Here is a 23,110-nt window from a genome sequence, read left to right as displayed (position 1 = left end):
AAGAACATAACCAATGAATAAAAACTAATGAAAACGCAAAAATCAAACGTTTTCGTTAAAAATAATATTTATAAATGATAAAAAAGTATCATTACAAAATTCGTTTTAAGCCAGAAAAATCTTCTCGATATTGACTAGGCGTACAATTTTTTGTCGCTTTAAAACTACGATTGAAGTTCGCAATATTATTAAAGCCAGATTTAAATGCAACCTCAGAAACACTCATATCTTTTTCTACCAGCCAACGCGCCGCGTAACCAATCCTGATATCATTGATATAATTGACAAAAGTTTTCCCCGTACGTTTTTTTATAAATCGGTTAAAAGAAATAATCGACATGCTTGCTACATTTGCTACATCTTCTAAAGTGATTTTTTCTGCAAAATGTTTCTGCACATATTCGTAAACCAATTTCATTTTATCATAATCATCAAACGTATCGTAGTCTACTGTGTAAGTCGAAAGCAAACGTTGATTTCTGGAATTTGCCAAATCATATAATAAAGATGTAATTTCTAGAAAATAATCCATACCGTCCAGTTTAGAAAGCCTCACAAGTCTTGGAGTTAATTCTTCTGCCGTTTTTTTTGAAAAAAGAATTCCATGAATAGATCTATTAAACATATCCCGAATCGGATTCATAATTCGTCGAGACAATAAAGATTCATGAAATAAATCGTTATGAAACTGAATCGTTATTTCGTGAATTTTTTTACTTGTACATTTATTCAGCTCCCAGCCATGATATAAATTCGGACCAATTAAAACGAGTTCGACACTATCGATTTCTTCAATATTATCTCCTACAACTCTCTTCACTCCTTTTCCATTCAAAATAAAATTGATCTCAAATTCAGGATGATAGTGAACCGGAAAATCAAAGCTGTCTTTTACGCGATCAAAAACCAAAAAACTGTCGCTCGCGGCAAGCGGAGCAATTTCTCTATAAAAATTTTTAGTAGTACCCATCTCAAAAACTGTTTTCAGGAAAGTGTATATTCTTTTTTGACTGCAATAATATGATATATAATTGATAAAATAATATTAATTACACGATATTCATCCGTTTATCTTTGAAAAAATTAATTATCATTTCTTTAAAAAGAACATTAATAATAAACATTAATCATTTTTTATTAAATAACTTTTTATAGTTTTAATAATTTTAACAACATTCGATTAGAGAATTTTCGATAGATAAAATATCAAGATTAACAAACCGTAAATCCTTGTTTATTTTGCATTTAGCTAAACAACCAACTTATATTTCTCAATGAAAAAACATCTTTTAACCCTTTTAATGGTAACTGTAATAAGCAGCTCGTGTATTTCTCAAAAAAACACCGCTAATACTAATTTGTCACTTTCAGATAAAAAAGCAACCTCAGAAACTAAAACTTTATACAAAAACCTCAACACTTTGGTTCAAAAAGGTTTTTTATTCGGACATCAAGATGATTTAGCTTATGGCGTAAAATGGAAATATGAAGACGGAAGAAGCGACATAAAAGATGTAGTCGGCGATTATCCTGCGGTTTACGGATGGGATATTGCGGGTTTAGAAAATGACAATCCAAATAATATTGACGGCGTTCCATTTAGTAAAATGAAACAATACATCATTGAGGCAGATGCAAGAGGAGGAATCTCAACAATCAGCTGGCATTTTGACAATCCTGCAACAGGAAAAAATGCATGGGACAATCAGCCCAACTCTTTAAAAACGATTTTACCTGGTGCTGAAAATCATCAAAAATTTACTTCTTGGTTGGACAGAGCTGCCGTATTTTTTCTTTCTTTAAAAGACAAAAACGGAAAAAACATTCCAATCCTTTTTCGTCCATTTCACGAACTTACTGGCGGATGGTTCTGGTGGGGAAAAGGAAACTGCACGCCAGAAGAATTTAAAACAGCTTGGAAATTTACTTTTGATTATCTGCAGAAAAAAGGCGTTCACAACTTAATTTATGTGTACAACACAGGAAGCTTCAGCAGTGAAAATGATTACTTAACTAATTATCCTGGAGATCAATATGCCGATATGATAAGTTTTGATACGTACCAAAACAGCAACGATCCAAATGGCGAAAAGTTCATTTCTGAAGTACAGAATCAATTTAAAATATTGAACGAAATAAGCCTAAAAAAACATAAATTAATGGCATTGGCAGAAGCGGGTTACGAAGCAGTTCCAGATCCAAAATGGTGGACAGGAACTTTATTAAAAGCTATTGGAGATTATAAAATTTCTTATGTGCTTTTATGGAGAAATCATGGCTGGCAGGAAAAAGAGCAAAAAATGCATTACTACGCGCCATTTTCTGGTCAAGTAAGTGAAAAAGATTTTGTTGATTTTTATAATCTCAATCAGACTATATTTGAAAAAGACATTCAGAAAAAATGATTATTAAACACATAGAAACATAGATTTTCAATCACCTAAAAAAGGAAGAAAAACAAATCTAGATTTGCACACATAGTCCCGAAGCTTCGGGATGTGTTTAAACAAAATGAAATGCCTTTTAAACGCAAACTAAACTATGATTCTATGTGTTAAATTTTAATTACTATCTATATAAGTTACCTCAAAATAAATTACAACCTCAAACAATTAACCAATGCACGACAAAATTAGTTTAAAAGAAAAAATCGGTTACGGACTTGGAGATGCCGCTTCCTCTATGTTTTGGAAAATTTTCAGCATGTATCTGCTATTTTTCTACACCGACGTTTTCGGATTGGCGCCTGCCGTAGTTGGAACCATGTTTTTAATTACTAGAATCTGGGATTCCTGCTTTGACCCCATTGTTGGAATTATGGCTGATAGAACCAAAAGCAAATGGGGAAAATTTAGACCATATTTACTTTGGGTCGCCATCCCCTTTGCCGTGATTGGCGTTTTAACTTTTTACACGCCAGATTTTGACGAAAAAGGAAAAATCATTTACGCCTACGTGACCTATTCACTTATGATGATGATTTATTCCTTAATCAATGTGCCTTACGCATCACTTTTGGGAGTAATGTCTTCTGACCGAAAAGAAAGAAATACATTATCATCTTACCGAATGGTTTTTGCCTTTGGCGGAAGTCTTTTAGCGCTTTGGTTAATTGAACCTTTGGTAAATTATTTTGGCGGAAACTTAAATTCTAAAACAGGCTGGCTAGCCACAATTGCCGTTTTCGGACTAATCACAACTATTTTCTTCTGGGCTTGTTTTTTATTTACTAAAGAAAGAGTACAGCCAATTGGAGACGAACAAAATAACTTAAAAGAAGACTTAAATGATCTTCTAAAAAATAAACCTTGGTGGATTTTATTAGGTGCTGGAATTGGCGCTTTAGTTTTCAATTCTATTCGTGACGGTGCTGCGGTTTACTATTTCAAATATTATGTAAGCAGTTCTATAAACTTCGATTTTTCGCTTTTCGGAACCGATTTCCACATGACGCCAACTTCAATTTATTTGGTTTTAGGACAAGCGGCAAACATCATCGGAGTAATTTTAGCAACACCAATTGCCAATAAAATAGGTAAAAAGAAAACCTTTTTTGGAGCGATGGCTCTAGCAGCGATTTTAAGCCTTATTTTCTATTTATTCGGAAAAGAAGATATTTTCCTAATCATGAGTTTCCAAGTTTTAATCAGCATTTGTGCTGGCTGCATTTTCCCATTAATCTGGTCAATGTATGCGGACAGCGCCGATTATTCTGAATGGAAACAAGGAAGAAGAGCAACAGGATTAGTTTTTTCTGCTTCCTCAATGTCACAAAAATTTGGATGGACCATTGGCGGTGCCGGAGCAGGCTGGCTTTTAGGCTATTTCGGATTTCAGGCCAATGTAGAACAGACTGCCTTTACTCAAAACGGAATTCAATTAATGCTGAGTATTCTTCCGGCAATTGCTGCAGCGATATCAGTAGCATTTATAGTATTCTATCCTCTATCAGAAGAAAAATTACAGATTATAGAACAGGATTTAAACGAAAAGAGAAATCATTAAAAAACAAAGACAAGAAATCAATTTATGACAACAATAACCTCTTCAGCCACTTTTCTAGAAAGAAAATCGGCATTAGAAAAACAACATAAAACACTGCTTGAGCAAAAAAACGAGCCTCAAGAAGCAGTTGGAAATGGTATATACGAACGTTATAAAAATCCAGTTGTTACCGCAGCGCACATTCCATTAAACTGGCGTTTTGATTTTAACGAAAATTCAAATCCTTTTCTACAGGAAAGAATTGGAGTTAACGCCGCTTTTAATGCTGGCGCAATGAAATGGAACGGAAAATATTTACTGGCCGTTCGCGTAGAAGGAATTGACAGAAAATCTTTTTTCGCTATTGCGGAAAGTCCAAACGGAATCGATAATTTCAAATTTTGGGATAAACCGTGCGTGATTCCACAAACGGAAGAACCAGACACAAATGTGTACGATATGCGTCTGATTAACCACGAAGACGGATATGTTTACGGAATTTTCTGTACGGAAAGAAAAGATCCTAAAGCACCGAAAGGCGATACAAGTTCGGCTGTAGCCAATGCAGGAATCGTTCGTTCTAAAGATTTAGTAAACTGGGAAAGACTTCCAGATTTGATTTCGAATACAGGACAACAAAGAAATGTGGTGCTGCATCCAGAATTTGTAAACGGAAAATATGCTTTATATACGCGTCCGCAAGACGGTTTTATTGATGTTGGTTCTGGAGGCGGAATTGGTTTAGGTTATGTTGATGACATGGCAAATCCAGTTGTAAAAGACGAAAAAATCATTTTCGGAAAACAATATCACACTATTTACGAATTGAAAAATGGCTTGGGCCCTGCTCCTATCAAAACTTCAAAAGGCTGGTTGCATCTGGCGCACGGAGTTCGAAATACTGCCGCAGGATTACGCTATACTCTATATATATTTATGACCGATTTGAATGATATTTCTAAAGTAACGCATGTTCCAGCCGGACATTTTATGGGGCCAGAAGGAATTGAAAGAGTCGGCGACGTTTCGAATGTTTTATTTTCTAACGGATGGATCGAAGATGAAGACGGAACGGTTTACGTTTATTACGCCTCTTCAGATACACGCATGCACGTAGCGGTTTCTTCTGTAGAAAAATTGGTCGATTATGTAATCAATACGCCAGCAGACACTTTTATTTCTGCAGGTTCTGTTCAGACTATTATTAATCAAATCGAAAAAAATAACGCAATTTAAAATATCGTGTCACTACAAGAAAAGCTTTTAAAATCGGAACTCACCGCAGAACTAGATTCTATTCTAAACTATTGGTCGCAAAGAACTATTGATGACCAAAATGGTGGTTTTGTCGGGCAAATCGATTTTAATGATCATTGGATTGCAAATGCAGAAAAAGGTTCGATTTTAAACGCCCGAATCCTTTGGACGTTTTCTGCCAGTTACAAGACCACAAAAAACGAAAACCACAAATTACTGGCAGAAAGAGCATTTGAATTTCTTGCAGCTTATTTTTATGACACTCAATTTGGAGGTCTTTTTTGGAGTATAAATGAGGATAAAACTCCAAAAGACACCAAAAATCAGATTTACACATTGGCTTTTGCCATTTACGGATTATCTGAATATTATTCGATTTCTCAGGATGAAAGAGCTTTAGAAATTGCTAAAAACTTATACTCTAAAATTCAAGAACACAGTTACGATCCTATAAACAAAGGTTATTTTGAAGCTTTTACCAGAGATTGGCAACCCATTGAAGACTTACGTTTAAGCGAAAAAGATGCCAACGAAAAGAAAACGATGAACACGCATCTTCATATTATTGAAGGTTATGCGAACTTATACAAAGTCTGGAAAGACGATAAACTGCTTGCCGACATTGTAGAATTATTAGAAACAATCGAAAAATATTTCATTAATACCGAAACAGGTCATTTGCGTTTGTTTTTTGATGAAAACTGGAAAGAAAAACCAGATGTTATTTCATACGGACACGACATCGAAGCGGCTTGGCTTTTACAGCAATGTGCCGAAATTTCAGGAAATGAGACTTTGATTGCCAATTATAAAAAACACGCCATTCAAATTGCCGAAGTCACCAAAGAAGGTTTAGATTCTGATGGCGGATTGTGGTACGAATACGATCCTGAAAACAAAGAATTAATTGCCGAAAAACACTGGTGGCCTCAAGCCGAGGCTTTAATTGGTTTTTATAATGCCTATCAATTAACGGGAAAAGATGAATATCTAGATATTGTTCAGAAAAACTGGTCTTTTATCAAAAATTACATTCTCGACAAAAAGAACGGCGAATGGGTTTGGGGTCTTTACCGTGATTATTCTTTAATCGAAAAAGACAAAGCCGGATTCTGGAAATGCCCGTATCATAACGGAAGAGCTTGTTTAGAATTGATAAATCGAATTGAAGACTGATGTTAATATTATTTGTTTCAAGTTTCAAGTTTCAAGCACAGAAAAACCTAATAGGTTTAATTTCAACATATAAATTATGAAAAACAGATTTCTAAAAACACTGTCATTAGTCTTGATTTTTTCTGCAATTGCTTGTCAGGCGCAGGAAAAAATTACGGTAAAAGGAAACGAATTTTATAAAGGCGACAAACCATACGCTTACATTGGAACCAATTATTGGTACGGAAGTATGCTGGCGTCTAAAAAAATTGGCGACCGTAAAAGACTTTTACGCGAATTGGATGTAATGAAGAAAAATGGAATCGATAACCTTCGTGTTTTGGTTGGAGCAGATGGCGGAAAATACGATTTTACCGTTCGTCCAGCTTTGCAATACGAGCAGGGAAAATATGATGAAGATTTATTAGACGGATTGGATTTTCTATTGAATGAAATGCAAAAACGCAATATGTATGCTGTTTTATACCTAACCAACAATTGGGAATGGTCGGGCGGAATGTCACAATATTTAGAATGGAATGGCAAAGGTCCGGTTCCGGTTCCTGCAATTCCGCCAAATACTTGGCCACAGTTTATGTCGTATACAGAGCAGTTTCACAGCTGTGAACCTTGTATGGAAGCATTGAACAATCATGTGAAATTTATTATTGGAAGAACCAATGCTTATTCTAAAAAGAAATACAACGAAGACAATACGATTATGGCATGGCAGGTCGGAAATGAACCGCGACTTTTTACAATCGAAAATGAAGTTAAATTCACAAAATGGCTGAATACTATTGTAGATTTAATTGATAGTTTAGACAAAAATCATTTGGTTTCTACAGGTTCTGAAGGAAAAAACAGTTCTAACGACAGCATGGAAATTTTTGAAAGAACACATCAAAATCCAAATATTGATTATCTGACGATGCATATTTGGCCGAAAAACTGGAACTGGTTTAAAGCCGATAATGCCGAAGCGACAATGCCAAAAACAATTGAAAACGCTGAAAAATATATCGACGATCACATTAAAGTGGCTAATAATCTGAAAAGACCAATTATTATTGAAGAATTTGGATTGCCGAGAGAAAATGAGAATCTAAATGCGGGAGCGCCTTCTGTTTATCGTGATCAATTTTACAGCTATATTTTTGGAAGAGTGGTAGAAAGCCGTAAAAATAATGGCCCATTGCAAGCTGCCAATTTCTGGGGTTACGGCGGTGAAGGAAAAGCCATTCACCCAGACGGAAAATGGAATCCTGGCGAGCCGTTGACAACCGATCCTCCGCAAGAACCACAAGGTCTAAATTCGGTTTTTAATGGAGACAAATCAACATTAGAAATTGTAAAAAAATACAATTTAGAATTGAAGAAAAAATAAAATAGTTTAAACCATATAAGTTATATAAGTTCATTTAAATTGGCTTGCCTAAAGAAAGTTTTAGAACATATAAGTCCATAGAAAATCATTTTAAACAGTATAAGTCATATAAGTTTATTTTAGAAAAAGCTTAAAAAGCAAAATTTATTAAATGAACTTATATAACTTATATGGTTTCAAAAAAACACCCAGCATGAAAAATATATTTGTTCTTTTTTGTTTCATATTCGTAAATATTTCTTTTTCGCAGAAGAAACAAGATTTTACAGTGACTTCTCCAAATGGAAAAGTTGAAGTTACAGTTTCTGTGAATGATAAAATTTCTTGGACCATTTCTAACGGAAAAGATTTGATTTTAGCTCCGTCAGAAATGTCTTTGACTTTGGATCAAAATGAAGTTTTAGGCAAAAACCCTGTGGTTTTAAATTCGAAGAAAGAAAGTGTAAATACTTCTTTTGAAACGCCTTTGTACAAAAAGAAGTCAGTAAAAAATCAATACAATCAACTGACTATAAATTTCAAAAATGATTTCAGTATTGAATATCGCGTTTTTGATGATGGTGCGGCGTATCGATTTGTGACTAAAAAGAAAAAAGACATTACGGTTAAATGGGAAAATGTAAGCTTGAATTTCGATCAGGATTATTCGACTTTAATGCCTTATGTTCGTGATTTACGAAATCCGAAAGATCCTTATATTTCGTCTTTTGAAGCGCATTACGAAAACAAAAAAATCAGCGAATTCACTAAAGATACTTTAGCTTTTCTTCCGTTTTTAGTTAATTATAAAAATCAGAAAAAAGCGGTTTTCTTAGAAGCATACCTAGAAGATTATCCAGGATTATTTGTAACGAACAACAAAGACAAATCGGGTTTTGAATCTCGTTTTTCTAAATATCCAACAAAAGAAACCAACGGCGGATTCAACAACATTAACCGATTAATTTCTGAAAGAGCCGATTATTTAGTCAAAACAAAAGGAACGAGAAATTTTCCGTGGCGAGCAATTGTGATTTCTGAAAATGATGCCGATTTAGCCAATAATGATATGGTTCAAAAATTAGCTGAACCTTCAAAAATAAAAGATATTTCGTGGATCAAACCTGGAAAAGTAGCTTGGGATTGGTGGAACGATTGGAATATTTACAACATCGATTTTAAAGCCGGAATCAATACACAGACGTATAAATATTATATTGATTTTGCTTCGAAGAATAAAGTTGAATACGTGGTTCTCGATGAAGGCTGGAGTTTGGAAGAAGACATTATGAAACACAATCCGAATGTGGATTTGGAAGCTTTAATCGCTTACGGAAAAGAAAAAAATGTCGGTCTTATTTTATGGAGTTCTTGGATGGCTTTGACCAAAAACACAGACGGAATTCTAAAAAATTATGCCGATTTAGGAATTAAAGGTTTTAAGGTTGATTTTCTGGACCGTGATGACGCAAAAATGGTCAATTCGGTTTATGATATTTCGCAGAAAGCGGCAAATTATAAACTGATTCTGGATTTCCACGGAATGTACAAACCAACTGGAATTCAGCGTACATTTCCAAATATTTTAAATTTTGAAGGCGTAAAAGGTCTTGAAAATAATAAATGGACACCAAACGATGATGTTCCATTATATGATACCACAATTCCGTTTATCCGAATGATGGCCGGCCCAATGGATTACACACCGGGAGCGATGCGAAATGCAACCAAAAGCGAATTCAAACCAAGTCATTCGACTCCAATGAGCCAGGGAACAAGATGTCATCAATTGGCACTTTATACGATTTTTGAAGCGCCTCTGCAAATGATGGCCGATAGTCCTACTGCTTTCATGAAAGAGCAGGAAAGCACCGATTTTATTGCTAAGATTCCGACGACTTTTGATGAAACTGCAGCATTAGATGGCGAAGTTGGAAAACTCGTTTCAATTGCCCGAAAAAAGGGAAATACTTGGTATTTAGGAGCTATTACAAATTGGGATTCCAGAGATATCACAATTGATTTTTCTTTCCTTGAAAAAGGTAAAAAATTCCAGGCAGAAGTTTTCTCAGATGGTTTAAATGCTGATAAAGCGGCGGTAGATTATAAACGAGAAATTATAACCGTGGATTCAAATTCTAAAATAAAATATCACTTGGCAAACGGTGGCGGATTGGCGATGATTATTCAATAAAAAATCTTTTTCTATAATTTTTATAAACCCGACAGGTTTTAAAACCTGTCGGGTTTATTGCGTTATGTAAACGAGATGTAGACGCACTGCGGTGCGTCTCTACAGAAATACTTTGTCTAATATTATTTTAAAATTTCTTCAATCGCATTCAATTCATCATGCGTAAATTCAGTATTCTGAAGGCAATCTATATTATTACACAATTGTTTTACAGAACTTGCTCCAATCAAAACTGAAGTAATTCGTTTGTCTTTCTGCAACCAAGCCAAAGCCATTTGTGCCAAAGACTGATTTCTATTCTGCGCAATTTCATTCAGCTGAATCAATTTCTGAATGCGTTCCTGCGTCACCTCATCTTCTCTCAAATGCCCGTTTGGATTATGCGCGCGCGAATTTTCAGGAATTCCGTTTAAATATTTGTCTGTTAAAAGTCCTTGTGCCAAAGGCGAAAACGCAATACAGCCTACTCCTTTTTCTTCTAAAACATCCAATAAACCGTTTTCTACCCAACGCTCCAACATCGAATATTTCGCTTGATGAATCAAACAAGGTGTTCCCAATTGCTTTAAAATATCAACCGCAACTCTCGTTTGTTCAGCAGAATAATTACTGATTCCGACATACAAAGCTTTTCCGCTTCTAACCGCGTGGTCTAAAGCCATCATGGTTTCTTCAATCGGAGTTTCAGGATCTGGACGGTGTGAATAAAAAATATCAACGTAATCAATATTCATTCGCTTTAAACTTTGGTCTAAGCTCGATAAAAGATATTTTCTGGAACCCCAATCACCATAAGGACCATTCCACATAGTATAACCTGCTTTGGTAGAAATTACGATTTCATCACGCAGATTCCCTTGAAAATTATGCCATAATATTTTCCCGAAATTCTCTTCTGCAGAACCTGGAACTGGGCCGTAGTTATTTGCTAAATCAAAATGGGTAATTCCTTTATCAAAAGCTTCAATGGCGATACTTTCGGCATTTTCAAAATTATCTACTGAGCCGAAATTATGCCATAATCCTAAGGAAATTTCAGGAAGTAATAAGCCACTTCTGCCGCATCTGTTATATTTCATTTTTTTTATTTAATAGTTGGAGTTTAAATAGATTTTAAAAATACGAAATTTTGCCACGAAGGCACAAAGTCACTAAGTTTATTTTAAAATTGTGTTCTGCTGATTTTTAATCGCGCAAAGGCGCAGAGTCGCAAAGTTTTTCTTTTTAAATTAAGATGAATTGCGTCCAGCTTTAGGATGAAAAATATTAACACAAATAAAAAGGCTTTAGCCAAACTTTTTGACTTTGGCTAAAGCCTTTTGAGCTTCAAAACTTATTCCCCTAGCTGAAGCTAGGGGCTATTCAAAAACTTTGCGACTTCGCGACTTTGCGAGATTAAATCATTACATAATCATAAAAAAACTTTGTGTCTTAGCGTCTTCGTGGCAAAAAACTTCATATCCTAAATCACATTTAATTTTGTAAACTTGTTTGAAATAAAAAAAAATATGGAAAAGAACTGGCAAAACTTAATTTCAATAGATCCTGATATCAGATTTGGAAAACCTGTCATTACAGGAACAAGAATTTGTGTTTCTGATATTCTTTCGTGGCTATCTACAGGAATGTCTTTTGAAGAAATTATTGAGGATTTTCCTGAGTTGAAAAGAGAACATATACTTGCTTCTCTTGCTTTTGCTGCAAATTAAATTAATCGCGCAAAGGCGCAGAGACGCAAAGTTTTTCTTTATAAATTAAGATGAATTGCCTCCAGCTTTAGCTGGATGAAAAATATTAACACAAATAAAAAGGCTTTAGCCAAACTTTTTGAGTTTGGCTAAAGCCTTTTGAGCTTCAAAACTTATTGCCCTAGCTGAAGCTAGGGGCTATTCAAAAACTTTGCGACTTCGCGACTTTGCGAGATTAAATCATTACAAAATCATAAAAAAACTTTGTGTCTTAGTGTCTTCGTGGCAAAAAAACTTACTATTTAATTTCAAAACCACCAGGCAAACCTTTATCAGAGCTTCCTCCAACCATGATTTTAAAAGTTCCAGGTTCAACCAAATATTTCCCTTCATTATTATAAAAACCAAGTTCTTTATCGGTTAAAGTAAAGGTTACGGTTTTGGTTTCGCCCTTTTTCAAATCAACCAATTCAAAACCTTTTAATTCTTTGATTGGGCGAACAATACTTGCAAATTCATCATGAATATACAACTGTACCACTTCTTTTCCATCATAATTTCCAGAGTTCGTAACCTCAACAGAAACCTCTACTTTTTCTCCTTTCGCGAAAGCGGTTTTATTTAGTTTTAAGTTTTTATAATCGAATTTAGTATAGCTCAAACCAAAACCAAATGGAAATAAAGGCGTTTTCTCTACATCCATATAATGCGACCAGAAAACGTTTTTATCGCTGTCAATTGGTCTTCCCGTGCTGTATTTGTTGTAATAAATTGGTACCTGACCTACATTTCTAGGGAACGACATTGGCAATTTTCCACTCGGATTATAATCGCCGTATAAAACCTGCGCTACAGCATTTCCGGTTTGAGTTCCTAAATGCCAAGCTTCAACAATTGCCGGAACGTTTTCTGCTGCCCACGGAATACTCAACGGACGTCCGTTGTTTAAAACCAAAACCACATTCGGATTCACTTTATAAATTTCCTCTAATAGTTCCTGCTGTAAACCTGGCAGATTCAAATCGGTTCTACTTCTTCCCTCACCGCTTTGAAAACCATATTCACCTAAAACTATTACGACAACGTCTGCTTCTTTTGCTACTTTTTTTGCCGCTTCAAAACCACTTTTGTCTGTTGTGTTGAAAACAGTTTCAGTTAAGAAAGTTGCTTTTTGTTTTAGTAAATCAACTCCTTTTTCAAAAGTCAGTTTATTGTCTTTGTATTGTTGCATTCCTTCTAAAACCGAAACAGCAGTATCATCTGAGGCTGCAATTCTCCAACTTCCCAACGGACTGTTTTTATCATTTGCTAAAGCACCAATCAAAGCGATTTTCTGCCCGGATTTTTTTAGCGGAAGCAAATTTTTATCATTTTTCAAAAGTACAATTGACTTTTTGGCCATATCCAAAACACCGTCATTATTGGCTTTGCTTCCAACAACTTCTTTCTCGCGTTTTTCATCACAATATCGGTACGGATCATCAAATAATCCTAATTCAAATTTCACACGAAGAATTCTGCGAACGGCATCATCTACCAAAGCTTCTTTGACTTTTCCTGATTTTACCAAATCAACCAATTTTGCTACATACAAATACGATTCCATATCCATATCAGAACCTGCAATTACAGCTTTTGCCGTTGCATCGGCTTCATCTTTAGCGTATCCATGCGGAATCATTTCGCGGATTGAAGCGTAATCAGAAATTACAAATCCGTCAAACTTCCATTTTCCTTTTAAAATATCTCTTTGCAAAAAGGCATTTCCTGTTGCAGGAATACCATTCAGCGTATTAAATGAATTCATAAACGTGCGAACTCCTGCTTCAACCGTCGCTTCAAAAGGAGGTAAAACGGAATTGTACAATTTAGAATTACTGATATCTACAATATTATATTCTAAACCCGCTTCAACATAACCATAAGCGGCGAAATGTTTCGCGCAGGCCGCAATGGTATTTACTTTTGCTAAATCGGCAACGGTTTCTCCCTGAAAACCTTTTACTCTTGCATAACCTACTTTACTTCCCAAATACGGATCTTCTCCCGCGCCTTCCATTACACGTCCCCAACGCGCATCGTTTGCCACGTCAACATTAGGCCCGAAAGTCCAGTTAATTCCAGATGCCGAAGCTTCGTCAGCCGCAATGGCAGCCGATTTTTTAATTGCTTCTAAATCCCAACTCGCCGCTTCTGCCAGCGGAATCGGACTTAACGTTTTATAACCATGAATTACGTCAAAACCAATGATTAACGGAATTCCCAATCTTGTTTCTTCCACCGCAATTCTCTGTACGGCACGAACTTCTTTTACACCACGAACCGTCAGCATCGAACCGACCAATCCTTTTCTTAAATGTTCGTATTTTAATTCGGCTGTTCCGCCTTTTGGAGCAGGCCCTGTTACATCCCAAAAACCGTTGTATTGATTCATCTGCCCTACTTTTTCCTCCAAAGTCATTAACGGCAAAAGCAAATCGATACGCTGTTCAATCGTTTTATTTTTATCCAAATACGGTTTCTTCTGTGCATTCATATTTCCAACAGTAAACAGGGCAAAAATCCCAATGGTTATTATTTTTTTATTTTTCATATATATGGTTTAGTTAGTTTTTCAAAAGCTTCTAAGGTGCTGAGATGCTGAGATTCTAAGGTTTTTCTTTTGCCACGAAGGCTCAAAGTCAGAAAGTTTTTTTCTTTGTGTCTTTACTTTGCGGGCTTCGACTTCGTTCAGCCTGACAATCTAAAATCTACATTCTAAAATCTAAAATTCAGAACTAAAACAAGAAGCCGGCAAATTCGCTTTGTTAAACAAATCTGACTGCGTTGTATTTCCCCAGGCAAATCTCACTTTTGCTGGATTTACAACTTTTTTACTCGTCAAAATCACTTCATTATTTTTTATTGAAGCTTCAGCTGGATAGAAAATTCCGTCTGCTCCTGCGACTTCAAATTGATTCGATTTTTTATCTTTAAAATAAAGTCCGTCAGCATAATCAAAAGAAATTATCGCTTTGTTTTTTTCTGTTTTAAAACCTTTAAATAATGGGCCGTTTACCAAATTAGAATTGGTTTTATAAACATTCGTCAAAGCCAAGTTTGCCAAACGAATTCCAACCGATTTTTTATTTTTTGGATGAATGTCAATCGTATCCGAAATATCGCTTGTTACAACCATTCCGACATTATTGACCTCTTTTAATAATTTTCGCTGCGAATCTCGAACCGTTACGTTTGAGAAATTATTACTTCCTGTTTTAAAAGGCGCAATCTGAACATAATAAAAAGGGAAATCTTCTTTCCATTCTTTTCTCCACGAAGTAATTAAAGCGCCCAAAGTTTTATCATAAACCAAAGATCCCACGTTAGATTCTCCCTGATACCAAAGTGTTCCTGCAATTTTAAATCCAACAATTGGATAAATCATCGCATTGTACGCACGTCCAGGCTGTCTTGGTCCGTATTCCTGTTCGTTTAGTTTTTTGGCATTTTCTAATAAAAGCGGATCGTTATTTACGACTTCTTCCGGCATCCAGATTTCGGCTGGAGTTCCGCCCCAGTTGGACGAAATTAATCCGATTGGAACATTTTTCAACTCTTCGCGAAGACGTTTCGCAAAAAAATAGCCAATTGCGCTGAAATATTTCATGGTTTCTGGAGTCGACTCTGTCCAGTTTCCTAATAGATTATTTTGCGGAGTTGTAGCTGTTAATTTTGGAACAGTAAAAAATCGAATGTTCGGGTTTGTAGCGTTTTTCATTTCTTCTTCGCCATCTTCGATACCCCAGCTTGCCGACATTTCCATGTTCGATTGTCCTGAACAAAGCCAGACTTCGCCAATTAAAATGTTTTTCAAAACGACTTCATTATAGCCTTTTATAAAAATTGTAAAAGGTCCGCCGGCTTCTGGAGTTTTAATCGTTAATTCCCATTTTGCCTGATTATTGGTAACGGTTTTATATTCCTGATTGTTCCAGCTTGAAATCAGTCTAATTTCTTCTTTAGGATTTCCCCAGCCCCAAATTTTCACTTCTGAGTTGCGCTGTAAAACCATATTATCGCCAAAAATATTCGGAAGAGCCACGTTTGCCATCATAGTACTGGAAATCAATAGAAAGAAAACAAACTTAAAAATATTATTTTTCATTTAATAACTTCTTTAAAAATGGAGCATATTCACTTACCAGAACTTTATGATCTTCAACATCAGGATGCCCTGAACAACCTTTTGGCGTCATTGGTTTGAATTTGAAAATCTGAATTTCTTTATGTTTTTTATCTTTCGCGAAAGCGGCTTTAACTTTATTCAAACAATCTTCGAAAACAACGCCACGTTCACCGCCTACCATCGGACTGTTTGTAATGACAATTTGCACATTCGGATTGTGTTCGTAAAGCATTTTGATGAAATTGATGTAATTTGAAATATACTTTTCCGGGTTAAAAGGCAGACGCTCTTTTTTACCGTCTCCGCCAGAAAAATCATTTGTTCCCAAAGCAATACTGATAATATCGGGCTGAAAAGCAAAATCATATTTAGGTTTTGAAGTATCTTTTGTTAAATACAAATTCTGATAAACGTCGGGCATTATTGCTTCGTCTTTATTCTCGTCATTCCAATTGCGATACATTCCGATTCCAGAAACACAACTCATTAAATAATCGGCTCCAATTTCTCTGGCAATTCTTGGTCCGTATGCATAATATCCATTATGATGATCCATATATTCTCCTTTATCACAAGGAACATCAGACGGATCGCTCGCCGCGCCGCAGGTAATGGAATCGCCAATGAATTCGATTTTCTTTTTCTTTTTAAATGAAATTGTAGTCAGTTTTGCAGTTGTTCCTGCAAACAAAATATTTCCACTTTGCGCTTCCGTGTTTTTATAAATTTCTAAAGTATGTGTTTTAGTATTTTCGGTAACTTTAATTGGAAAAGATTGAACTGCGCCTTTTTCAATTTTAATCTTTCCTACATATTTCCCGTCTAAAACCAATTGAACATAATTATGATGTTCATAAGAATCAACACTTTGAAGCGAAATCGAGCATTCATTTCCTGTAAAATTGAAGGAAACCGAAGCTGCAGTTCCTATTAAAATAACTTGATCATTTTGCAACTTGTCAATTCTTCCTCCATATAAGAAAGTTTTATTGGCATTTTGAGTTTGTGAACTCGAAATGGCAGAAATCAGCAAAAACAAAATTAAAAGTGCTATTTTTTTGAGAAACATAATTTATTTGTTAAAATATAAATACGATTCACAAATATATTGGAAACAAAATATCTAAAAAGATACTAAAATGTCAAAAAGTAATAAAAAAACACCACATAAACACATCATTTTGGGTGAGTTTTACGTTATTTCTTACAACTGAAACAAATTGTATTTATTTGGAATTCGAATTTTAGCGTTTATCTTTATCAATTCAACTATTTTATAAAATGAAATCAACTTTTCGCCTATTATTTATAGCTCTTTTATTCTCATGTTTTGCAAAATCTCAAAACAAAAACATTGAGCATTCTATTTCTGTTTCGCAATCTGACATAAATCGTGATTCCATAATCGTTTTTGCTAAAAAATATCTGGGAACTCCTTATAAATATGCAAGTAGCGATCCTAAAAAAGGTTTTGATTGTTCAGGTTTTGTGAGTTATGTTTTTAAAAACTTTGGATTAACGCTTCCGCGAAGTTCAAGCGGTTATAAGAATTTAGGAAAGGCTTTAAAACCTGAAGATTTTAAAGTGGGAGATATTTTGGTTTTTTATGGATATAAAGACAGAACGATTATCGGCCATTTGGGAATTATTTGCGAAGCCAACGGAATGCATTCTAAATTCATTCATGCTTCGTCGGGAAAAGCGCAGCAGGTTACCATAACAGCGATCGATACAGAACATTATACCAAACGTTTTTATAAGTGTATTGATGTTTTGGATAAATAGTTTTTTTTCCGCCACGAATTTCACGAATTTTCGCAAATTTTTTTTTTTACCGCAAATTACACAAATTATCGTAAATTTTATTTTTGCCACAGATTAGAGGATTAAAAAGGATTAATCTGTGAAAATCCTTTTATCCCGATAGCTATCGGGAGTGGCAAAAGAAATTTGTGGAAATTCGTGAAATTCGTGGCTAAAAAAATCACTCTTCTGTTAAAAGCTTAATCAAACTTTCGTCTCGGCTGTAAATATCTTTGTAGAAATTTAAATTTCCTTCGCGGTCAACCCACGCTGTAAAATAACCGATATAAACGGGAACTTTTGTTTTTAGAGAAACCCAGTTTTCTTTTCCGGCGTGCATCGCTTTATCAATTTTTTCAGGATTCCATCTTGAATCATTTTTCAATAATTCGATGGCCAATTCTCTTGGTTTTGCTACACGCACACAGCCGTGACTAAACGCTCGACTTTCTCTTTCGAACAAACTTTTAGAAGGCGTGTCATGCAGATAAATATTGCTTGAATTCGGAAACAAAAACTTCACCAAACCTAAAGAATTATTTTTGCCCGGAAGCTGACGAACGGCGCCATTATTCCATTCCAGATTTTTCTTTGCTAAATAATTTTTATCTCTTGCCATTCCCGGTTTAATTTCGCTTTTAATAATACTCGGCGGCACGTTCCAATATGGACTGAAAACAATATTATTCATCATTCCGCTAAAAATAACCGTTTTATTCATCGTTTTACCAACCACTACAGCCGACGTAAAAACAATCTTTCCGTCTTCGATCAAATACAATTTAAATTCTGGAATATTAACTTCAATATATTTTTTCCCTTTCTCCAATTCAGGATCAATCCAACGGCAGCGTTCCATATTAACAATAATGGTTTTAATACGCTCAGAAACTGGAATATTTAAATCGGCAATGTGTTCTTTTAAAATTGTATTTTTTGGTACATAACCGTGACGGATCTCATAATTCTTAATCGCTTTCATTAAAGTAGTGTCGCAAACAGCACTTTTATTATCTTCTTGAATCTCTTTGGTTACATAAAGCCTTTCTCTAATTTGCGTAACTGTGTTTGAAGAATCTCCAACTTTCAGACTTTTAAAATCTTCTGCGATTTCAATGGTTTTCCATCCGCCGTTTTTCTCAATTTGTCTGTACTCTTTCAACGCATCACGAAGTTTGTAATATTGGCTGAACATCTTTCTTTTCTTATCATCAAGAATGGTCGATTTTTTAAAAATAGAATCAGAAAGTGTTTGGTAGTTTACCTTTTTTCTAGGTAAAAGCCATTCTAGAGAAATGCTTGTTTTTTCGTCAAAACCTGCATACACTTTTTCGGCATAATAGTAATACAAGTTAGAAAGCAGTAAATCTGTATCTTCTTTGGATAGTTTTTTGGCTGGATTATTTTCAAAAACCGAATTCAATTGTTCATTATACGGATAATTCGTTTTTAAACCTTCCTGATCCAGATTTTTGTACTGATTGAATAACGTGTTTCCAAATTCTACAACTCCTTTATTGTCTTGCCATAATTGGATCGATTTGTTTTTTTGATATAAAGAGGTTACATCGCTTTTAAATTTATCGAGTTTCGGATAACTTTCATAAAATTTTGCAATGCGAACGCTGTCGATTGTAAGTTTTAATTCTGGAATTTTTTCAACTTTTTTTATCGCATTTTCTTCTTTTTTATCTGCTTTAGAATTACACGAAAAAAAAGAAAAAAACACAATTGCAATAAGAGGCGAATACCAAATTTTCATAGCTTAGAATTTTCATTAAAAGTAAAAAATTTTCTATTAAATCAAAATTTAGAAGAAATGTGTTTTATTCTTGCTTGATTTTTTTACCGCAAAGAGCGCAAAGGTTTTTTATAGAAAGCATATTCTTCATACATATTTTAAGTTCGCAAAGCTTATGTGTCAAAGCTTTGCGAACTTAATCCTAAGTGTAATTTTACATTAAAATCCTTGCGTTCTTTGCGGTAAAAATTTAGACAAAGCAAAAAATAAAAAGCTCCAAACAATTTTCATGTCTGGAGCTTTTGCCATATAACCAACCTATTAAAAAATCTTAAATAACCGTACCTTTTAAAGTAAGTACTTTTGGAGTTGTTTCTGCACTTGTTGTTACAGTAACTGTTTTTGTAAAAGCACCTTTGTTTGCAGCGTTGTAAGTTGCAGTAACTTTTGCAGATTTACCTGGCTGAACAGGCTCTTTTGTATAATCTGTAGCTGTGCATCCGCAAGATCCTTGCACGTTTTTAATTACTACAGCTGTTTTTCCTGTGTTTTTAAATTCGTAAACAATTGCTTTTGGAGTTCCCTGCGGAATTTGTCCAACATCAATTGTTTCTGCTTTCCAAACAATTGTAGATCCAGCCTCTGCAGCAATTTCAGTTTTAGAAACTAAAGATTGTACTGGTGCAATTGCTGAAAAAGACATTAGCCCTAATGCCAAAGCTAACATCGAAATTTTGATCATTTTCATAACTGATATATTTAAAATGGTTTTTAGTTCAACTTGATATTACAAAGGTAATTCAGACAATTTCAAATCGCTGTTAACTGGTTTCAAACGTTTGTTAATGACTTGTTAATCGCTTATTTTCAGGCCAAAATTGATTAATATTACACTCTCAAAATTTCCTATTCTTGAAAATTAATAAACTCAACAGCATCATTATCTTAGGATTGGTCGCCATTATTAGTATTTTGGTGGCACAATTGTTATGGACAAAAGAGGCTTTTACCATTGAACAAAAAAAACTGAGCCAGAAAGCGCATTTTGCTTTGCTTGAGGTGGCTAAAAAATTATACGAAGGAACCAATCACGAACTTCCAGTACAGAATCCGGTACAGAAAATCGCAAACGATTATTATATTGTAAATGTCGATAATGAGTTTGAACCTGATATTCTAGAATTTTATCTGAAAACGGAATTCAAAAAAATGAATATCACGACCGATTTCGAGTATGCCATGTACAATTGCCAAAGTGACGAAATGATTTATGGTGATTATATTTCGCTTTCTAAGAAAAAATCAGAGTGTAAAAAGACAGTTTATTTTCCAAAACATAAAAATCTGGTTTATTATTTTGCCGTTCGTTTTCCAAATGAAACGACTTATTTATTCAGTTCGATGCGATTTTGGTTTATTCTTTCAACGGCATTAATTCTGATTTTATTGATTTACGTTTATTCGATTTTTACTCTTTTACAGCATAAAAAATATTCAGAGTTGCAGCGCGATTTTATTAATAATATGACGCATGAATTTAAAACTCCGTTGGCTTCTATACTTATTGCTTCTAAATATCTGATTGAACAAAAACCAATTAAAGAAGACAAGAAATTATATACTTACACGGATATTATTATTACGCAAGGCAATAAATTAAACGGTCATATTGAAAAAATTCTAAATATCGCAAAATCTGATTATGCACCTTTAGAGATAAAAAAAGAAAGCGTTTTAATTGTGCCTATTATCGAAGAAACAATTGAAAATATTAAGCTGAAATATCCTGAAGCTTCCATCAGAATTGAATCTTCTTCTAAAGATTATGTCTTAGAGACAGATACTTTTCATTTTGCAAATTTAGTTTACAATCTGCTAGATAATGCGATAAAATACTGTAATGAAAAGCCAGAAGTTACTATTAGAATTACCGAAGAGAATAACTGTCTCAAACTGGAGTTTATTGATAATGGAATTGGGATTAATCCTAAAAAAATATCTTTTATCTTTGATAAGTTTTATAGAGTTCAAAATGAAAAGAGCAATGAAGTTAACGGGTTTGGACTTGGTTTATATTATGTAAAAGAAATCTGCAGTCTGCAGAACTGGAAAATAAAAGCCGAAAATAATCAAGAAAAAGGTGTTACCTTAACCCTATCAATTCCTTATAAAAAATGAGAAACTTCAAAATACTATATGCCGAAGACGATGAAACTCTTGCGTTTTTAACCAAAGACAATTTGGAACAGAATAATTACGAAGTTATTCATTGTTCTGACGGAAAATCGGCACTTAAAATTTTTGAAGAAGAAGAGTTTGACATCTGCATTTTTGATATTATGATGCCAAAAATGGACGGTTTTCAGCTTGCAGAAGCAGTTCGAAAAATAGATGTTGATGTTCCGATTATTTTTCTTTCGGCTAAAACTTTAAAAGAAGACCGAATTAAAGGTTTGCGTTTGGGTGCCGATGATTATTTGGTAAAACCCTTTAGTATTGAAGAATTACTACTCAAGATTGAGATTTTCTTAAAACGTTCGCAGAAAAATATTCCGCCTGCAAAAACGATTTACGAAGTAGGAAAATATCAGTTTGACACCAAAAATTTTATTCTTTTTAATGAGGAAGAAAAAATTGGATTGACACAACGAGAAGCCGAATTATTAAAACTTTTTCTAGATCATAAAAACTCTGTTTTGAAAAGAGAGCAAATCTTAACTTCTCTTTGGGGAACAGACGACTACTTTATGGGACGAAGTCTGGATGTTTTTATTTCGCGTCTGCGTAAAATTTTAGCCAATGAACAAGGAATTTCAATTGAAAACCTCCACGGAATTGGGTTTCGGTTTTCTATTGGGTAAATTCTAAGCATAAAATATACGTCATACTTGTCATCCTGACGAAGGAAGGATCTCCGTAAGTAGCTCGACAAAGATTATCGATTTTGATTGCGGAGTTTCTTGTGGAGATCCTTCCTTCGTCAGGATGACAAACTAAACTTAAAATATCTTAACACACAGAATATAGCAAAGATTTGTCATTCCGAGGAACGAGGAATTTCCGTAAGTAGCTCGACAAAGTTTGTCGACTCAGATTCCGGAGTTTCTTGTGGAGATCCTTCCTTCGTCAGGATGACAAACTAAACTTAAAATATCTTAACACACAGAATAATCGCAAAGATTTGTCATTTCAAGGAACGAGGAATCTTCGCAAGTAGCTCGACAAAGATTATCGATTTTGATTGCGGAGTTTCTTGCGGAGATCCTTCCTTCGTCAGGATGACAAACTAGGCTAAAATACAGATTACCGATTCAGATTGCGGAGTTTCTTGCGAAGATCCTTCCTTCGTCAGGATGACAAACTGGACTTAAATTAGTATCCTGAATTAGTTCTCTAAAAATTCTAAATCAGGATTTATCGTTTTGATTAACGTTAGTTTCTTCTCTCTTGTCCAACCTTTTATTTCTTTTTCTCTGGCAATCGCTTCCTGAATCCATGTAAATTTTTCATAATAAAGTAAAAATTCTACATTGTATTTTGAAGCAAAAGTTTTATTCTTCATCAAAATATTGTCTTTGTGCTTTTGCACTCTCTTTTTGAGATCGTTAGTTACACCTGTATAAAAAACAGTTTTAGCTTTATTAGTCAAAATATAAATGAAATAGGTATGAAAACCTTCCTGTAAATACATAAAATTAAATAATAACAATTCTGTTAAAAATAAAGAAAAATCTGTAAATATTTTTTCCGAAAA

General features: G+C 34.4%; 18 protein-coding genes. 10 read left to right on the top strand and 8 right to left on the bottom strand.

Features of this window, described 5'->3' with window-relative positions:
• Window positions 1–91: 91 nt before the first annotated feature.
• Complete coding sequence (locus tag EG814_RS17870) at window positions 92–970, bottom strand: AraC family transcriptional regulator (protein ID WP_125723256.1); 879 nt, start codon at window positions 968–970, stop codon at window positions 92–94.
• Window positions 971–1,274: 304 nt separating this feature from the next.
• Between EG814_RS17870 and EG814_RS17865 the strand changes: the two genes are divergently transcribed.
• From EG814_RS17865 to EG814_RS17840, 6 genes are all read left to right on the top strand, one after another.
• Window positions 1,275–2,405 carry a glycoside hydrolase family 26 protein gene (locus EG814_RS17865; protein ID WP_125723255.1) on the top strand — a complete coding sequence of 377 codons (1,131 nt, stop codon included), beginning with the start codon at window positions 1,275–1,277 and terminating at the stop codon, window positions 2,403–2,405.
• A 214-nt stretch (window positions 2,406–2,619) separates the two neighbouring features.
• On the top strand, window positions 2,620–4,005 hold the full coding sequence (locus tag EG814_RS17860; protein ID WP_125723254.1) for an MFS transporter: 1,386 nt from the start codon (window positions 2,620–2,622) through the stop codon (window positions 4,003–4,005).
• A gap of 24 nt (window positions 4,006–4,029) precedes the next feature.
• Window positions 4,030–5,220, top strand: coding sequence for a glycoside hydrolase family 130 protein (locus tag EG814_RS17855; RefSeq protein ID WP_125723253.1), 1,191 nt, complete (start codon window positions 4,030–4,032; stop codon window positions 5,218–5,220).
• 6 nt (window positions 5,221–5,226) lie between these two features.
• Entirely contained in the window at window positions 5,227–6,417 is a 1,191-nt protein-coding gene (locus EG814_RS17850) for an AGE family epimerase/isomerase (protein ID WP_125723252.1), read from the top strand.
• Window positions 6,418–6,493: 76 nt separating this feature from the next.
• A complete protein-coding gene (locus EG814_RS17845; RefSeq protein ID WP_125723251.1) occupies window positions 6,494–7,783 on the top strand; it encodes a glycoside hydrolase 5 family protein in 1,290 nt (429 codons plus the stop codon).
• Between the two features lie 193 nt (window positions 7,784–7,976).
• A complete protein-coding gene (locus EG814_RS17840) occupies window positions 7,977–9,956 on the top strand; it encodes a glycoside hydrolase family 97 protein (RefSeq protein WP_125723250.1) in 1,980 nt (659 codons plus the stop codon).
• A 122-nt stretch (window positions 9,957–10,078) separates the two neighbouring features.
• Here the strand turns inward: EG814_RS17840 and mgrA are convergent, their stop codons facing one another.
• The gene (gene mgrA, locus EG814_RS17835) at window positions 10,079–11,035 is read right to left on the bottom strand and encodes an L-glyceraldehyde 3-phosphate reductase (protein WP_125723249.1); all 957 of its coding nucleotides are present in this window, start codon (window positions 11,033–11,035) and stop codon (window positions 10,079–10,081) included.
• Between the two features lie 429 nt (window positions 11,036–11,464).
• Between mgrA and EG814_RS17830 the strand changes: the two genes are divergently transcribed.
• Window positions 11,465–11,665, top strand: coding sequence for a DUF433 domain-containing protein (locus tag EG814_RS17830; RefSeq protein ID WP_125723248.1), 201 nt, complete (start codon window positions 11,465–11,467; stop codon window positions 11,663–11,665).
• 277 nt (window positions 11,666–11,942) lie between these two features.
• Here the strand turns inward: EG814_RS17830 and bglX are convergent, their stop codons facing one another.
• The 3 genes from bglX to EG814_RS17815 all read right to left on the bottom strand — a co-directional run bounded on the left by bglX (window position 11,943) and on the right by EG814_RS17815 (window position 16,881).
• Complete coding sequence (gene bglX, locus EG814_RS17825; RefSeq protein ID WP_125723247.1) at window positions 11,943–14,237, bottom strand: beta-glucosidase BglX; 2,295 nt, start codon at window positions 14,235–14,237, stop codon at window positions 11,943–11,945.
• A 171-nt stretch (window positions 14,238–14,408) separates the two neighbouring features.
• The gene (locus EG814_RS17820) at window positions 14,409–15,791 is read right to left on the bottom strand and encodes a sialate O-acetylesterase (RefSeq protein WP_125723246.1); all 1,383 of its coding nucleotides are present in this window, start codon (window positions 15,789–15,791) and stop codon (window positions 14,409–14,411) included.
• Complete coding sequence (locus EG814_RS17815) at window positions 15,781–16,881, bottom strand: SGNH/GDSL hydrolase family protein (RefSeq protein ID WP_125723245.1); 1,101 nt, start codon at window positions 16,879–16,881, stop codon at window positions 15,781–15,783. Before EG814_RS17815 ends, EG814_RS17820 begins: the two co-directional genes overlap by 11 nt.
• Before the next feature lie 212 nt (window positions 16,882–17,093).
• Here EG814_RS17815 and EG814_RS17810 point away from each other — a divergent pair, with 212 nt between their 5' ends.
• Complete coding sequence (locus EG814_RS17810) at window positions 17,094–17,597, top strand: C40 family peptidase (RefSeq protein ID WP_125723244.1); 504 nt, start codon at window positions 17,094–17,096, stop codon at window positions 17,595–17,597.
• 199 nt (window positions 17,598–17,796) lie between these two features.
• Here the strand turns inward: EG814_RS17810 and EG814_RS17805 are convergent, their stop codons facing one another.
• Window positions 17,797–19,377, bottom strand: coding sequence for a L,D-transpeptidase family protein (locus EG814_RS17805; protein ID WP_125723243.1), 1,581 nt, complete (start codon window positions 19,375–19,377; stop codon window positions 17,797–17,799).
• 310 nt (window positions 19,378–19,687) lie between these two features.
• A complete protein-coding gene (locus EG814_RS17800; protein WP_125723242.1) occupies window positions 19,688–20,104 on the bottom strand; it encodes a DUF1573 domain-containing protein in 417 nt (138 codons plus the stop codon).
• A gap of 164 nt (window positions 20,105–20,268) precedes the next feature.
• Between EG814_RS17800 and EG814_RS17795 the strand changes: the two genes are divergently transcribed.
• The gene (locus EG814_RS17795) at window positions 20,269–21,534 is read left to right on the top strand and encodes a sensor histidine kinase (RefSeq protein WP_125723241.1); all 1,266 of its coding nucleotides are present in this window, start codon (window positions 20,269–20,271) and stop codon (window positions 21,532–21,534) included.
• Window positions 21,531–22,217, top strand: a complete 687-nt coding sequence (locus EG814_RS17790) for a response regulator transcription factor (protein ID WP_125723240.1) — start codon at window positions 21,531–21,533, stop codon at window positions 22,215–22,217. Before EG814_RS17795 ends, EG814_RS17790 begins: the two co-directional genes overlap by 4 nt.
• Window positions 22,218–22,741: 524 nt before the next feature.
• On the opposite strand, the gene EG814_RS17785 is transcribed toward EG814_RS17790, so the two are convergent.
• On the bottom strand, window positions 22,742–23,047 hold the full coding sequence (locus EG814_RS17785) for a GIY-YIG nuclease family protein (RefSeq protein ID WP_125723239.1): 306 nt from the start codon (window positions 23,045–23,047) through the stop codon (window positions 22,742–22,744).
• Window positions 23,048–23,110: the final 63 nt, after the last annotated feature.

Origin of the sequence: Flavobacterium ustbae, from assembly GCF_003946915.1 — a bacterium.
Lineage (GTDB): Bacteria > Bacteroidota > Bacteroidia > Flavobacteriales > Flavobacteriaceae > Flavobacterium > Flavobacterium ustbae.
The sequence above is the reverse complement of the archived record's forward strand: the minus strand, read 5'-3'. Positions and strand labels throughout refer to the sequence as shown.

Excerpts from the sequence above, each read along its gene's own strand:
- EG814_RS17870 (WP_125723256.1), bottom strand. The coding sequence starts at position 970 with ATGGGTACTACTAAAAATTTTTATAGAGAAATTGCTCCGCTTGCCGCG.
- EG814_RS17865 (WP_125723255.1), top strand. The coding sequence starts at position 1,275 with ATGAAAAAACATCTTTTAACCCTTTTAATGGTAACTGTAATAAGCAGC.
- EG814_RS17860 (WP_125723254.1), top strand. The coding sequence starts at position 2,620 with ATGCACGACAAAATTAGTTTAAAAGAAAAAATCGGTTACGGACTTGGA.
- EG814_RS17855 (WP_125723253.1), top strand. The coding sequence starts at position 4,030 with ATGACAACAATAACCTCTTCAGCCACTTTTCTAGAAAGAAAATCGGCA.
- EG814_RS17845 (WP_125723251.1), top strand. The coding sequence starts at position 6,494 with ATGAAAAACAGATTTCTAAAAACACTGTCATTAGTCTTGATTTTTTCT.
- EG814_RS17840 (WP_125723250.1), top strand. The coding sequence starts at position 7,977 with ATGAAAAATATATTTGTTCTTTTTTGTTTCATATTCGTAAATATTTCT.
- mgrA (WP_125723249.1), bottom strand. The coding sequence starts at position 11,035 with ATGAAATATAACAGATGCGGCAGAAGTGGCTTATTACTTCCTGAAATT.
- EG814_RS17830 (WP_125723248.1), top strand. The coding sequence starts at position 11,465 with ATGGAAAAGAACTGGCAAAACTTAATTTCAATAGATCCTGATATCAGA.
- bglX (WP_125723247.1), bottom strand. The coding sequence starts at position 14,237 with ATGAAAAATAAAAAAATAATAACCATTGGGATTTTTGCCCTGTTTACT.
- EG814_RS17820 (WP_125723246.1), bottom strand. The coding sequence starts at position 15,791 with ATGAAAAATAATATTTTTAAGTTTGTTTTCTTTCTATTGATTTCCAGT.
- EG814_RS17815 (WP_125723245.1), bottom strand. The coding sequence starts at position 16,881 with ATGTTTCTCAAAAAAATAGCACTTTTAATTTTGTTTTTGCTGATTTCT.
- EG814_RS17810 (WP_125723244.1), top strand. The coding sequence starts at position 17,094 with ATGAAATCAACTTTTCGCCTATTATTTATAGCTCTTTTATTCTCATGT.
- EG814_RS17805 (WP_125723243.1), bottom strand. The coding sequence starts at position 19,377 with ATGAAAATTTGGTATTCGCCTCTTATTGCAATTGTGTTTTTTTCTTTT.
- EG814_RS17800 (WP_125723242.1), bottom strand. The coding sequence starts at position 20,104 with ATGAAAATGATCAAAATTTCGATGTTAGCTTTGGCATTAGGGCTAATG.
- EG814_RS17790 (WP_125723240.1), top strand. The coding sequence starts at position 21,531 with ATGAGAAACTTCAAAATACTATATGCCGAAGACGATGAAACTCTTGCG.
- EG814_RS17785 (WP_125723239.1), bottom strand. The coding sequence starts at position 23,047 with ATGTATTTACAGGAAGGTTTTCATACCTATTTCATTTATATTTTGACT.